Here is a 14052-nt window from a genome sequence, read left to right as displayed (position 1 = left end):
TATGCGCAAAAGTTGTCATACGCTCGGCTGGTGACCCCCACCTTGGCCTGGCGTGACGGCGAGTTCCTGAAGCACGGCATCCCCCACAGGATCCTGTCCGGGTCCATCCACTACTTCCGCATCCACCCGGACCTGTGGGAGGACCGGCTGCGCCGGGTCGCCGCCACCGGGTTCAACACCGTCGACACCTACGTCGCCTGGAACTTCCACGAGCAGGACGAGGGGTCCCCGGACTTCACTGGGCCCCGCGACCTGGCCCACTTCGTCACGATCGCCGGCGACCTCGGGCTCGACGTGATCGTGCGCCCCGGGCCGTACATCTGCGCCGAGTGGACCAACGGCGGTCTCCCGTCGTGGCTGACCGCGCGCACCCGGGCACCGCGCAGCACCGATCCGGTCTACCAGGACGCGGTCTCACGCTGGCTCGACCTCCTGCTCCCCGAGCTCGTCCCGCTCCAGGCCGGTCACGGCGGGCCGGTCGTGGCCGTGCAGGTCGAGAACGAGTACGGCTCCTACGGCGACGACGCCGCCCACCTCACCTGGCTCCGGCAGGGGCTCCTCGACCGTGGCATCACCGAGCTCCTCTACACCGCCGACGGCCCGACCGAGGTCATGCTCGACACCGGCATGATCGACGGCACGCTCGCCGCGGCGACCTTCGGAAGCCGCGCTTCGGAAGCCCAGACGATGCTGCAGTCACGACGACCCGGCGAGCCCTTCCTGTGCGCCGAGTTCTGGAACGGCTGGTTCGACCACTGGGGCGAGAACCACCACGAACGCTCCCCCGCGAGCGCCGCCTCGACACTGCGCGAGATCATCGATCTCGGCGGCTCGGTCAGCGTCTACATGGCGCACGGCGGCACCAACTTCGGGCTCTGGGCCGGCGCCAACCACGACGGCCGCCGCATCCAGCCCACGGTCACCAGCTACGACTCCGACGCCCCGGTCGGCGAGGACGGCCGGGTCTCGGAGAAGTTCCGGCTCTACCGCGACATCCTGGCTCCCGCCACCGGGCGCACGGTCGACGAGCTGCCTGGTCTGCCGCCGGTTGCCGCGCGTCACGCGTTCTCCTCGGCGCCGCTGTCTCCCGGCACTGACCTCCTCTCCCTGGTGACCCGCGGGCCTGCGAGGCACGCGGCGGGGCCGCTGAGCTTCGAGGAGCTCGGCATCGACACCGGCCTGGTGACGTACCGCTCCTCGGTCACGCTCCCGAGCCACGACGTCCATCTCACCGTGCGCGGGCTGCACGACAGGGCGTACGTCTTCCTGGACGGGAGCGCGCTCGGCCTGCTCGAGCGTGACGACGCCGAGCCCGCGGTGCTGACTCTTCCCGGTCTCAGCAGGGCGGCCGAGCTGACCCTGGTCGTCGAGGCGCTCGGCCGCGTCAACTACGGCCCGCTGCTCGGCGAGCACAAGGGGATCCTCGGCGGTGTCCAGGTGAACCGGCGCCTCGTCCACGGCTGGGAGCACCACCTCGCACCCCTCGACCGCTGGGCGCCTGACGACCTCGACGGCGTCGCACATGCGGTCATCGAGGTCGACGGCCCCGCCGACGGCTGGCTCGCCGTCCCCGGTGAGGGAGACCGGCTCGTCTGGCTCAACGGCACCCTGCTCGGCCGCTTGTGGAGCCGCGGACCCCAGCGCCGCCTGTACGCCCCCGCCCCGCTGTGGCAGGCCGGAGCCAACGAGGTCGCCGTCCTCGACCTCACCCACCCCGCGACGTACGTCGAGGTGCACCCGGAACCGGACTTCGGGCCGAGCGAGGAGTACATCGAGTCACTGCCGACCGGGACGTAGATCCGCAGTCCTGGCGTTCCGTTCGCGACTCGTCAGCAGGGGCACCTCGTCACGCAGTCCCTGAACGCCACGGGATCGTCGGCGACCTCGAAGCAACGCCGGACACAGTCGCGACATGGGTTGCCCTCCGTCGTCGTCGCCTCCTTCGTCGTCTCGTCCGAGAACGTGAAGTCGGCGGCCAAGACGCCGGCCAGCAGACGGAACTCCGGGGTGTCCTCCGGCGTCGAGTCTCGCAGCGAGAGCTGGACGACGGGGTGGCCGCCGTGTTCTCCGCAGGGTCGCTCCCCGACGTACTCGGCGCCCTGGATCAGAGCGAGAGGCATCTCGACCCACTCGGCACAGCCGCCGAAGGAGAAGTCGAATGTCTCGGCCTGGTTCGACGGCTTCACGATGCCCGTCACGGCGGGCGACGGCCGAAGGTCGTTGCGCCGGAGTCGTTCATGGAACTCTGCCGGCGGCAGGACTCGACGTCGCCCACCCCCGGGCGCACCGTCAGGGCGCTTCCCGTAGGTGCTCATGCCCGCTCGATGCGGATGCCGCGCGACTCCGAATCGTTGACCGTGGTGATCGTCAGGTCACCCTCGAAGTCTGCCTCCGCCAGCTCGGCGAGGACGGCGCGGCGGAGCGCGCGTTCGAGGCGCGCACGACCCTCACCGGTCAGGGGCAGCCTCTCGTCCCACATGACCGTGTAGGCCTTGAGGAACTCCGGCTCGACGTGTGCGTTCGGGAAGACGACGGGGGTCGGGTCGAGGGGCGGCCTCGGACGCGGGGCGGCGTCACTGTCGGATTGGAAGGTCATGAGATATCTCCATTGTGTGGTTGGTTGTGCCTTGTTTGGTTGGTTCAGTCCTGAGGGACCGTTGGGGGTTCGAGGGCGGTCTGCCCGGCCCGGAAGCAGAGAGCCGACACGATCCGTCGCTGCCCGGCGGCGACGGGACGCACCCGATGCGGCACGAGCCCGCCGAACATCACCAGGCTCTGACCGGGCATCGCCTTGATCGAGCGCCGGTCCCGCCGGCCGGTGCTCACCGACGGCAGCGGTCGGCCCACCTGCCCTGGGAACAGCTCCCAGGAACCGCTCGGGTCATCGGCTGGTGAGAGGTCCTGGAGCACCGTCAGGACGACGAGCTCGCATTGGACGACGTCGAGATGGAGGCCCATGAAGTCGCCCGACCGGGTGTAGTAGTTGACCGATCCCCGACGGCCGGTGGGCTCGACCTCGAGCCCGCACAGACTTTCGAGGAACGCCTTGAGCGACGGCGAGCAGTAGGCAGCGTCCTGGACGTCGCCCCCACCCGCGCTGACCAGTCGGCGAGGAGGGTGACTGTCCCTCCCGACGCCGCCGAACCGTGCTGTCAGCGATTGTTCCTGCCCACCCCAGTACGCCTCGCGGGCCTCGCGCGTCATCTCGGACAGGACGTCGAGACCGAACAGGTCCTCGTACAGCGCGAACCCCTCGTGCTCGACGAGCAGCGGAGATGCCGCGAGCGCCGGGTCGATCGGCAGCTCGTCGGCGGCCCGTGACCGGCCTTTCGGCGACGCATGTGGCGGCTGCCCGGTCCGGCACCAGCTCATCGCCGGCGCGGTGTCGACGCTGAAGTAGTGGCCGATGATCCAGCTGCTCGCGGAGCGGGGCCGCCGGTAGACCTCACCACCCAGGGCCGCGTCGGAGGGCGGGAGATCCCGCATCGTCAGCGACTCGGTCAGGCCGAGGGCCAGCCACAGCGCGACCTCCTCGACGATCCAGTGGTTCGACGAGGGGAATCCGAGCGGGGCTACTCCCTTCACCTCCGGTGCACCCGACGCCAGTCTTTCGCGCAGCTGGACCAACGGAGCGAAATCCGACTCCTCAGCACTCTTCGCCAGACCAACCATCAGCCGCAGGGTGATCTCCAACAGGGCCGGTCGAAGCTTTGCCAGCTCCTCGATGCCCTTGCGGCTGAGCAGCAGGATGCCCGAGTTGATCGGCTCGACGAACCGGCCTCCCAACGACTGCGCAAGCCGAGCGAGGTGCTCCTCGTCCAGATACGCCGGGTCGTAGCCTCGTTCGCGGCGTACGGTCCCGACCTCGGCGCAGGCCGCGAGATCGACGTCCGCGTGGCGCTCGAACAGCTTGTCGACGTCGTCGAGGAAGACGGTGTCGCAGTCGATGAGCAGCAGCTGCGATGTCCCGAGGTCCTCGAGCACGGCGTCGAGGACGAAGTACTTGTGCAGCACCGGGTAGCGGACCAGCACGTCGCCGCCCGGAAACGGATGCAGCAGGTCCTCATAGCTGCCGAGGTGAACGACCTGCGCCTCGAGCGAGCGCAGACGGTCCTCCGTCTCCTGATGGCGTGACCCCAACCAGAACACGACCACCCGGACCGTCCGGTTGTGCTCCCTCAACGAGCCCACGCTGGTCAGCAGCTGGGAGATGATCTGCTCACGGCGGCTGCGCCGCGGAGGAGACAGGACCGAGTAGCAGACGACGCGCCCTGCCACGTTCGAGCTCATCCGACCCTCCCCCGATCAGCGCAACAGACAGGATCCTGACCGGTCGCCTTCACCTCCGGGATCACCCAGAATCAGGTACGCAGCGGCAGACGGTCACTCCTCCTGCGGGCGTCCCTCCGCGCTGATTCGCGCAGCTGGCTGGCGATGCTCACCTCGTCCAAGTCAGCTCACGGTTAGCCTCGTACTTGTGAACCCCAACACGCCTGACATCAAACCCAGGTCGCGCGCCGTCACCGACGGTCTGGAAGCCACCGCTGCCCGAGGCATGTTGCGGGCCGTCGGCCTTGGAGACGACGACTTCGCAAAGCCTCAGATCGGCGTCGCGTCGTCGTGGAACGAGATCACGCCGTGCAACCTGTCCCTCGACCGGCTCGCAAAGGCGGTGAAGAACGGCGTCCATGCGGCCGCGGGCTACCCGCTGGAGTTCGGCACCATCTCCGTCTCCGACGGAATCTCGATGGGCCACGAGGGCATGCACTTCTCGCTGGTGTCGCGCGAGATCATCGCCGACTCGGTCGAGACCGTGATGAGCGCGGAGCGGCTCGACGGCTCCGTGCTGCTCGCGGGCTGCGACAAGTCGTTGCCCGGCATGCTGATGGCGGCTGCTCGGCTCGATCTCGCCTCGGTCTTCCTCTACGCCGGCTCGACCATGCCCGGGCAGGTCGACGGTCGCGACGTCACGATCATCGACGCCTTCGAAGCGGTCGGGGCCTGCATCGCCGGAAAGATCAGCCGCGACGAGGTCACCCGCATCGAGAAGGCGATCTGTCCTGGCGAAGGTGCCTGCGGAGGCATGTACACCGCGAACACGATGGCTGCTGTCGCCGAGGCGATGGGCATGTCGTTGCCCGGTTCGGCCGCTCCCCCCGCGGTGGACCGACGACGCGACGGCTTCGCCCACCGCTCGGGCGAAGCGGTGGTCGGGCTGCTGCGCAAGGGCATCACCGCGCGCCAGATCATGACCAAGGAAGCCTTCGAGAACGCCATCGCCGTCGTGATGGCCCTCGGCGGTTCCACCAACGCCGTGCTGCACCTGCTGGCCATTGCCAACGAGGCCGAGGTTGACCTGACTCTCGACGACTTCACCCGGGTCGGCGAGAAGGTCCCCCACCTCGCCGACCTCAAGCCGTACGGCAAGTACGTCATGAACGACGTCGACAAGATCGGCGGGATCCCGGTCGTGATGAAGGCGCTCCTGGACGCCGGCCTGCTCCACGGCGACTGCCTCACGGTCACCGGAAAGACCATGGCGCAGAACCTCGCGGAGCTGAGCCCGCCCGCGCTCGATGACGAGGTGATCCACTCCTTCGAGCGGCCGATCCACCGCACCGGTGGTCTCACCATCCTCAAGGGCTCGCTCGCGCCCGAAGGGGCTGTGGTCAAAACGGCCGGCTTCGACGACACCGTCTTCCGCGGCACCGCCCGGGTCTTCGACGGGGAGCGGGCCGCGATGGACGCCCTCGAAGCGGGGCGCATCGTCGCGCGTGACGTCGTGGTCATTCGGAACGAAGGCCCGAAGGGCGGCCCGGGCATGCGGGAGATGCTCGCCATCACCGGAGCCATCAAGGGCGCTGGTCTCGGCAAGGACGTCCTGCTGATCACCGACGGCCGGTTCTCCGGAGGAACCACGGGTCTCTGCGTCGGTCACATCGCCCCAGAGGCCGTCGACGCCGGCCCGATCGCCTTCGTCCGCGACGGCGACCCCATCGTCCTCGACGTCGTCAACCGCACCCTCGAGGTCGAGGTGGAACCCGAGGAGCTGGAGCAGCGAAAGGTCGGCTGGGAGCCACTTCCGTCGAAGTATCAGCGTGGAGTGCTCGGCAAGTACCGGCGTACGGTGCAGTCGGCCGCGGTCGGCGCCGTCACGAGCTAGTCAGCTGCGCCATCACGATGATCCGGAGCTGGTTGGCGAGCAGCTGCGTGGCGGTGAGTCCGAACATCGCCCGGAAGGTGTCGCTGAAGTGGCTCGGTGAGGCGAACCCGGCGTCGCTGGCGGCCGTCGAGAGATCGGCACCCTGACTGACAGCCGCGGCGGCGTACCGCATCCTGGCCCAGAGACGGTAGCGGCGAAAGCTCGTGCCCGACTCCGCCGAGAACAGGTGCAGGAAACGCGACTGGGAGAGGTTGACCGCGGCGGCCAGCTCCGCCGCGCTCCCCCGCTCACCGGGTCGGTCGCGAAGGAGCTGCATCACGACGCGGATCCGCTCGTCGGTCGGCTCGGCATCACCGGCACCGAGCAGACGTCGTCGCAGCATCTCCGGATCCGTGACCGGTCCCTGGCTCCAGTCCGCGATCAGCGCCGCCTCGTCGCGATGGTCGTACGCGATCGTGCTCGTCCGGTCGGTCATCTGCCCGAGCAGATGCGCCGTCCCCGAGGCGCCGGGGTCGACGTAGAAGAACAGCATCGTCTGCTCCTCCCCCGCGACGATCCGATGGGACGTACGCGCAGGGATCAGCGCGCTCCGCACCTGCCGTGGCTCGGCCTGCCCTGATCGCAGCAGGAAGGGAGCGTCCAGCCCCAGCGCGAAGCAGGTGACCGACCCGGAGTGCGTGCCCAAGCGCAGCGACGGGCCTCGGTACGCCGCATGTCCCGACCAGAGCCACACCGTCGGCCGCGCGTCGTCGCAGCACGAATCCGGAAGCGGCTCGGTCGCCATGCGCGTCATGATCCCACGGTGAACACCGTGGCCAGCCTGACCATCGCCGTCGTCGGCATCTTCTTCCTCGCGATGGGGACGTACGCCCTGGTCACCCCGAGCGCCCTCGCCGCCCCGTTCCACCTCTCGACGAAGACGCCCGAGTCCCGATCCGAGATCCGCGCGGTCTACGGCGGGTTCGGCATCGCGATGGCCGCCGTGCTCGGCGCCGCCGCCCTCGACATCGGCGATATCCGGACCGGCGCCGTGACCGCCGTCGGCCTCGCTCTGATCGGGATGGCCGGCGGCCGACTCATCTCTCGCCTTCTCGATACCCCGGTAGGTTTCTATCCGATCTGGTTCTACTTCGGGATCGAACTCGTGGCCGGCACGGCCCTGCTTGCGTGCGTTTGACCTCGGCAAATTCGGCTATGCTCGGCACCGTGGGATCTCGGCCGACAATGGACACGTCTGTACATCCGCCACGCCCTCGCGCCCCTGGCGGGAGCCGCATGGCCCGACGAGTCGACTGGCACAACGATCCCTCGGCGCCCGAGGTGAACAGCATCCGACCCAGCGCCGGCGCCTTCGTGCTCGACGACCCGGGCAGGATCCTGCTGATCCGCCGCGACGACACCGGCAACTGGACCATGCCCGGCGGGGCGATGGAGCCCGGTGAGTCGCTGACGGCTGCCGCGGTCCGCGAGACCTTCGAGGAGACCGGCATCACCATCGAGGTGACCGGCCTGATCGGGATCTGGACCGACCCGCGCCACCGCATCGAGAACACCACCAACGGCGAGGTACGCCAGGAGTGCTCCATCATCTACGCCGGCCGCTACCTCGCCGGCGAGCCCACCCCATCAGCTGAGAACACCCACGCCGAGTGGGTGTATCCCACGATGGTTCCCAGTTTGCAGATGGACCGCAGCCAGCGCGTGAGGATCGACTGGGCCCTCAACCGCAACTTCCCCCACCTCGATCCCAACCCCTGAGCGCCTGACCGTTCCCCGATTCTGGGCCTGAGGTGACCCACCTCAGCCTCATGAGGCTCGATCGAGTCAGATCGGTGCGCGCACTAGGCCCATCCCGCAACAGTCGGACACGGCGGGCGTCGCATGGCGGGCATACCGCCCAGATAGACACGGCATCCGCTCAAGACACGTCGTCGCCACAAGTTGTCGCAGCACACCGGACTGGTACAGGCATCCATGGCTTGGAAGACCCGCTGACGTGGCATCGCCCCGCAACTTGGCTGACGGGGCACAGGCAATCTACGCAGCCCCGATTCGGGCTTCGCGGTGGCCTGCTTCGCTGTCTGTCACTGGCCGTCGTTGGCGCACCAGTCGCGGACGTACGGCGACGGGTCGCGCTCGACTCCGAGCCAGGTGGTCGAAGATGTGTGACCTAGCCGGACGACGCGGACGCCGGGGCCGTCGTACTTCTGGCTGACTCGCCGAAGACCCTTCGTGGAGGTGAACGACGTGTTGGTTGGTCTGTGGTTGCTGAACGCTTGACGAGACAGAACGAAGTCGGCAGTGTCCTTGCCGATACACAGGACGACTTCGATATCAAGGCTCTTGATGACGTGCTCGTGGAACGGCCAGCACTCCTCCTTCCACCGCTGCTTCAGTTCTGCGGGGTGGTGACCGGCGCGCGAACTGCGAGCGAAGAACAGGTTCGATGCCGGAACCAGATTCGGGTCGTAGCCGAGGTTGCCGAGGACGTGCCGAACGCTCGCCTGCATGGCTGTTCCCCAACGGGGCTCGTTGACCGGATTGCCCTCGGTCACATACGCCGAGTACCGGTCGTGCTGAAGTATCGTCTCTGCGTCATCCATGACGGTGCCGGGGCCTGCGTCGCCGTCGTCACCCGGGTTGTAGCCGATCAGATAAATGCGCGAAGGCTTGGCCCACGCCGCGCGTCCTGAGTAGAACGCGCGGCCGCTGCGTTCGCGCTGCGACTCCGGGATCAGGTCGATCAGCTCAGAAAGCAGTTGGTCGGACAAGGTAACTCCTTCGGCTAGTTTGTTCGAGCCAATCTCGGCTCAGACGACCGACGACGCGGCTTGCGTCGTCGGCCATCAGTTCGTATCGGACGAGTCAGCAAGCCGAGGTCCGCGAACCAGGCTGATACGTCGGCGTCGAATCATTGTCCGCGAAGCCCTCGTCCTCGGCGTACGAGTTCCAAGTTCGATTCCTCGGTCCAGTCACCGGTGAGACGCGTCCAGTCCGGATTATGGCGAGATGACACTCACCGCGATCGTGTGCATGGCAGTGCGCGACGTACCGCCCACTATGACGCCGGTGCATCCTGCCCTGGCGAGATGCACCGGAGCGACGTGAGTCTTTGCCATCGCGTCGACGGCAAGCCTGCGGGCTGCGGCCAAACGACACCGTCGCTAGCGTTTCCGGATCTGATCCCAGTTGGCTCCCTTGATCCACTCCACGGCAGCCGGCGAGTCGACACACACCGACTGGAGGTAGGGCCAGAACCGTGAAGGGTCCTTCCTGCGGGTGATCCCCGTGGTTGCTGCGGGAACACGCTCAGCGCACATGATCACGGCACCGTGACGGGCGCGCGAGAGCATGACGGACAAGATCCGAGCCTCCTCTTGAATGGCCGCTGGGCTGGTGGCCCGGAAGTCCGGGATGCATCCATCTTCTGCGCCGACGACGAGGACCCAGTCGAACTGTTGGCCCTTGCCCACGTGCCCAGTCAGAAGGTGAACCCCTGGCACGTTCAGTAGCGTCGAATCGTCGCCGACGCGAATGCGTGTCTTGATGGCGCTCGGTGCTATGCCTTGCTGCAGCAGGTCGCAGCACCAGTTCAGTGCTTCGGCTAGGGCCTCGCGCGTGCTCGGATCCTGCACGTTGCTCAGACCGGCTGCCTTCCGTAGGTGCTCGAGTGGGTCGCTCGCGGTCTGGAAGTCAGCGACGTTCATTCGCGAGAGCATTACCTTGACGATGCGAGCGGTGTCTGTGTCGAGGACTCCGTCATCCCATCGGTAGGACGGCAGCTCACTCGCCTCCACGGCTGCGTCGATGAAGCGACGACGGCTGGCCGTGCGGGCGATGATGCCGATGCGATGGTTCGGCGCCGAAGCCAAGATGAATCGCGCACATTTGAGGGCCCAGTCGGTCTCGGTCTCCGGCGTCGGGAAGACGATCCGAGCTGCCAGGCCGCCGTGCGGCCAAGAGGCTGGCTTTGCTGAAGTGAGGGCGGTGCCACCTGTCAAGGCCGAGAGCGCGTTGACCATGCTGAGCACTGCGGGGGACGAACGGTGTGAATCGGCGAACTCGATGACGGTCGATGACTCGGCTCTAACTTGCCGGTCGATCTCGTCGGGTCGGGCCCCGGCGAAGCCGTAGATCCCTTGGGCGAGATCGCCCGCGTAGGTCGTCTTGCCGCGTCCGATGCGATTGACGATGCGAAGCTGTTGTGGGGTGAGATCTTGGAATTCGTCAACGATCATTGCCTGGAAGTGGTGGCGGTAGAGCTCGGCGACAGAGTCGTTGGCCAGAACGAGCTCGGCGAGCCTCGGTAGGTCGTCGTAGGTCAGACGGCCATCGACCACTCGCTGACGCTCGATGTCCAAGGCGTCTGGAAGCCCCGCTGCGATTAGTTGTTGTTCGACAGCGGCGTCGTCGATGCCCTGCTGCTTCGCCCCCCTAAGCAGATCTTGCACGGCACCCGATACCTGAAAGCCGAGGTTTCTACTACGGCATTGCTCCCCCACCCAGTCGAAGTCTGGAAGGATCAGATCGGGGCTCAGACCGATGACCGATGCGTGTGCACGGAAGATCCGCGCAGAGAGTCCATGAAAGTTTGCGATCGCAATACGGTCCCGCATGGCCGTAGGGCTCAGGTACCACCGCAGGCGTTCACGAATATTGTCGCGAGCTCGGTTCGAGAACGTCGTGATCAAGACACGTCTTGGTGGCGCTGCTATCCCTCGCTGCAGCAAACCTTGGACCCTGAGGGCGAGCGCTTCTGTCTTCCCGCACCCGGCCGGGGCAACGACTAGGAGGTCGAGATCGGCATGTTCGCGGATGTCGAGCTGAGCTTGCGTGGGCTCGACCATCTCAGATGAGGTCGATTTCGCTCAGAAGCTTGTCGATACTCGCGATGGCGCGGGCTTCCAGCTCGCCGATGAGTGGCACGACGATAAGCGCGGCCCGTACCTTGTGCTTCGAGCTCGAGCGGCAGAAGGCGGCGACGTCGTCGGCCGTTCGCGTGCCACCATTTCCGGTCATGGTGCAGTTGGCGCGCTCGTTGTCGCTGAACAACATGGATTGCTCGATCGCCGTCCACACGGTTGCAGGGCCGAGCGCCGCAACGTACTCCGCCTCAAGATCGGGATCTGACACCCACGTCGAGTGAAGATGAAGGTCAGCAGCAGCAACGCCCAGCTTGGTCGCTGTGTAGCCCTTGGCGTCTGCATCGATGAGGAGGGACATCGGGATGTCGAAACCGGTTGGCCCAAAGATCTTGATCACCGGGCCCATGTCGCCGGCACCGTTGGTCTCGACGAGTGAGCAGCCCAGGCGATCAAGATTGCGGTCGGTCACGTCGGCGCAGCGCTCCACAATGATGCGGTCGGAGATACCCTCGACTGCGACAACACGACGGGCCGTGAGTGGCTCAAGCTTGTCTCGAACCCACCAGCGGACACTCATACGCTCGTCAGCGCTCAGGAAGTTCGCCTGGGGCTGAGCGACTGTGCCACCCGCACGGACTGCCACAACGCACTCTGAGTCGAACGCCCCCACGATGTCGGCTGAATGGGTGGCGACAAACTTCTGATTGCCGCCCTGTTGTAGCAGGCGCGCCAGGCTGCGCTGGCTGGTTGGGTGCAGATGAATTTCTGGCTCGTCGATTGCCACCATGTTCGCGCCGACACTGACCATGTCGTGCAGCGCGATAGCGAAGAGCGCACGAGTGCCATCGGACTGCTCCGACAGGCCGCGTTGCTGCCCACCCTTCGTGATCTGCAAGCGGACGTCGTTCAGAACGTCGTTCTCGGCGCTAGCCCCTGGGACGAACGCGAGATCGTCCTTCGCCACGGCCTCGGGAAGGGCGCGGGTGAGTTGCCCAGCGAGGTTGGCTCGGAGCCCGTCGAGGGTTGTCGAGTTGCTCAGCGCGTCTTGAAATTGCGTCGACAGCGCATCGAAGGTGGCTTGCTCGGCCCCCAGGTCGACCGCTTGGAGGATGTCGTCAAGGTGCGAATGACGATCGGCGCGGAGGTCGCGCGAGAGCCCCATGGCCCCGAGCATTCGCCAGCCGAACCCGGCGATCTGCTCTCGCGAGAGTTGCCGACCAGTGCGGCCATCTGGGGCCATCCGCTCAACCGACAGAGTCTGGTTGGCGTCGAAGGCCGCAACCAGCTTGATCCTCAGCGTCTTCTTGCCGGTCGCAGCGTCGACAGTGATCTCGTCGGGAAACAGCGCTTCCTGGCCAGGATTGAACTCCTCCAGATCTGCCTCGATGATGAGCGGCTGATCTGGGTCGCCGAGGTCATCGGGGACCAGCCATGAGTAAAGTTGAGCGGTACTTGCCCCAAGCAGCAGGTTGAGGCAGCGCAAGAGCGACGACTTGCCGACGTCGTTCGGGCCAACCAACACAAGATGCTGGCGCACGTCAATGCTGAGATCAGCGAGTCTGCTGTAGTTCCGGATGCACAAGCGAGAAACGCGCACGGCGCAAGTCTCCCTGACTCAGCGTCTCGGCGCAGGCGCAATGCGAGGATCGGCCATGCGTTTTACCGCCGCCATCAGGCCACCTCGCGACGCAGCATCGATCGATGCGATCACAGGCTCCGACAGATAGGGAACATCCGTCGTGGCCGTTCGTGGCCTACTGAGCACGGCAGACCCAGAGACTGGAAACGGGCCGCTCGGCGACTCGTGGCCAAGTCGCACTCAGCCTGTCGGGTCTTGGGCCTTGTTGACGGTTTCGGGCCACTTGATGTCTTGATGCTCGGCTTCGACGAGGGCCTGCATCATGATTACCCGCGCCCGCTCGTGTGCACGGACACTGCCCGCTTCTTCTGCGCGCTCAGCGATGGACCGGCCGTTGTCGGTGAGATCAATGGTGACTGGAAGGCTGTCGGGCAGGGCCAAGCCGGTGACAAGGATCGGAATGGCGACGTCGGCGATGTAGGTGGAGATCCCATCGATTTCAGGGCCGAATGCAACCCAAGTACCGTCGGGTCGCTCGAGCATTAAGGACGCGGAGAGATCGACTTCGGTGTAGACGCCCTTCTTGACCTTGGCAAGGACTGTTCCGACCTCGATGGCGCGCATCCCGCCCGCAACGCTGCGATCCCAGTCCCGGTGATTCTGGACGAGAGCTTGACCCGCCGCGAGACGCATGGAGCGATGCTTGTCGTGGTTGGAGTACTCACGTAGCAGGCTAAGCGGGTTCGCGTTTACAACCGGAACCCTCATAAGGGCGGCGAGAGTCGGGGAGAGGGACGGCACCGCTGCGGACTCATTGAACGGTTGGACTGCTGCAATGCGCTTGCCGAGAGTTGCTGTCGGTTCGAAGACGTTCAGCCCCTGGCTACGCAGAGACTTGAGCTTCTTGTCGTAGCTAGCCTGGTTGTCATATATGAGCATGCTGATGGCACGCTCTTGGGAATCCGTGAGCGGCTGCCCGTGCTCTTGTTCAGCTAGGTGGAAGACGACGTTGTCGAGAGACGCGCGAAGGTGTCCGATGGCTTCGCTGAAGAGCATCGCGGCGATGGGTGGGACGGGCCGGATGCTTGCAACTTCGACGTTGTAGTAGCCCTCATCGCGCTCGACTTGGCGCACCGTGAGGGCGCCGTCACCGTTGGTGCCGCGCGACCAGTTGAGTGCCACCTGCGCGAGTTCGTACGCGAGTCCGTCTGCGCGTGCGAGGCGGAGCGCCACAGGATGAAGCCCGGCGGGAAGCCAGTCGATGGTGGACACGAGGTGATACTAGCCGCAAGCACCGGCGACGGCTGAAGTCAATCCCGAGCGTCAGCAACGCGGGACGTGCCGGTGTCTTACTGTCGCCGCGCCAATACGAGCATGCGGTGAAGGGCTGCGGACCTCGGCGGTAGCCCAGGGGTTGAACCGGTGATAACCCCTGCCGGAGTTAC

12 protein-coding genes are annotated in these 14052 nt (G+C 66.2%); 4 read left to right on the top strand and 8 right to left on the bottom strand.

The window, feature by feature from the left end:
- Positions 1-30 precede the first annotated feature (30 nt).
- A complete protein-coding gene (locus ACIO3S_RS08335) occupies positions 31-1797 on the top strand; it encodes a beta-galactosidase family protein (protein WP_400461599.1) in 1767 nt (588 codons plus the stop codon).
- A gap of 32 nt (positions 1798-1829) precedes the next feature.
- On the opposite strand, the gene ACIO3S_RS08330 is transcribed toward ACIO3S_RS08335, so the two are convergent.
- Genes ACIO3S_RS08330 through ACIO3S_RS08320 form a run of 3 tightly spaced genes read right to left on the bottom strand, consistent with a single transcriptional unit; the run spans position 1830 to position 4290 of the window.
- Complete coding sequence (locus tag ACIO3S_RS08330) at positions 1830-2315, bottom strand: hypothetical protein (RefSeq protein WP_400461596.1); 486 nt, start codon at positions 2313-2315, stop codon at positions 1830-1832.
- Positions 2312-2596 carry a hypothetical protein gene (locus ACIO3S_RS08325; RefSeq protein ID WP_400461593.1) on the bottom strand — a complete coding sequence of 95 codons (285 nt, stop codon included), beginning with the start codon at positions 2594-2596 and terminating at the stop codon, positions 2312-2314. The genes ACIO3S_RS08330 and ACIO3S_RS08325 overlap by 4 nt, the downstream gene beginning before the upstream one ends.
- Positions 2597-2640: 44 nt before the next feature.
- Positions 2641-4290: a hypothetical protein gene (locus ACIO3S_RS08320; protein WP_400461590.1), complete on the bottom strand. Its 1650-nt coding sequence runs from the start codon at positions 4288-4290 to the stop codon at positions 2641-2643.
- A gap of 187 nt (positions 4291-4477) precedes the next feature.
- On the opposite strand from ACIO3S_RS08320, the gene ilvD reads away from it, so the two are divergent.
- Positions 4478-6163, top strand: a complete 1686-nt coding sequence (gene ilvD / locus ACIO3S_RS08315) for a dihydroxy-acid dehydratase (protein WP_400461588.1) — start codon at positions 4478-4480, stop codon at positions 6161-6163.
- On the opposite strand, the gene ACIO3S_RS08310 is transcribed toward ilvD, so the two are convergent.
- Positions 6153-6956: a helix-turn-helix domain-containing protein gene (locus ACIO3S_RS08310; protein ID WP_400461585.1), complete on the bottom strand. Its 804-nt coding sequence runs from the start codon at positions 6954-6956 to the stop codon at positions 6153-6155. The two genes, ilvD and ACIO3S_RS08310, sit on opposite strands and share 11 nt — an antisense overlap.
- A gap of 18 nt (positions 6957-6974) precedes the next feature.
- On the opposite strand from ACIO3S_RS08310, the gene ACIO3S_RS08305 reads away from it, so the two are divergent.
- Both ACIO3S_RS08305 and ACIO3S_RS08300 read left to right on the top strand, forming a co-directional pair.
- The gene (locus ACIO3S_RS08305) at positions 6975-7340 is read left to right on the top strand and encodes a DUF4345 domain-containing protein (RefSeq protein ID WP_400461582.1); all 366 of its coding nucleotides are present in this window, start codon (positions 6975-6977) and stop codon (positions 7338-7340) included.
- 98 nt (positions 7341-7438) lie between these two features.
- Positions 7439-7921, top strand: coding sequence for an NUDIX domain-containing protein (locus ACIO3S_RS08300; protein ID WP_350720637.1), 483 nt, complete (start codon positions 7439-7441; stop codon positions 7919-7921).
- A gap of 326 nt (positions 7922-8247) precedes the next feature.
- Here ACIO3S_RS08300 and ACIO3S_RS08295 read toward each other — a convergent pair whose 3' ends face one another.
- The 4 genes from ACIO3S_RS08295 to ACIO3S_RS08280 all read right to left on the bottom strand — a co-directional run bounded on the left by ACIO3S_RS08295 (position 8248) and on the right by ACIO3S_RS08280 (position 13879).
- Complete coding sequence (locus ACIO3S_RS08295; RefSeq protein ID WP_400461579.1) at positions 8248-8934, bottom strand: hypothetical protein; 687 nt, start codon at positions 8932-8934, stop codon at positions 8248-8250.
- A gap of 393 nt (positions 8935-9327) precedes the next feature.
- Positions 9328-11010 carry a UvrD-helicase domain-containing protein gene (locus tag ACIO3S_RS08290; RefSeq protein ID WP_400461576.1) on the bottom strand — a complete coding sequence of 561 codons (1683 nt, stop codon included), beginning with the start codon at positions 11008-11010 and terminating at the stop codon, positions 9328-9330.
- Between the two features lies 1 nt (position 11011).
- Positions 11012-12625, bottom strand: a complete 1614-nt coding sequence (locus ACIO3S_RS08285) for an ATP-dependent nuclease (protein WP_400461573.1) — start codon at positions 12623-12625, stop codon at positions 11012-11014.
- Between the two features lie 222 nt (positions 12626-12847).
- Complete coding sequence (locus tag ACIO3S_RS08280; protein WP_400461570.1) at positions 12848-13879, bottom strand: hypothetical protein; 1032 nt, start codon at positions 13877-13879, stop codon at positions 12848-12850.
- Between the last annotated feature and the right edge of the window lie 173 nt (positions 13880-14052).

Origin of the sequence: Nocardioides sp. NPDC087217 (assembly GCF_044744805.1) — a bacterium.
In the GTDB taxonomy this organism is placed as follows: domain Bacteria; phylum Actinomycetota; class Actinomycetes; order Propionibacteriales; family Nocardioidaceae; genus Nocardioides.
Note: the sequence above shows the minus strand (reverse complement) of the source record. Positions and strands in the feature narration are given on the sequence as shown.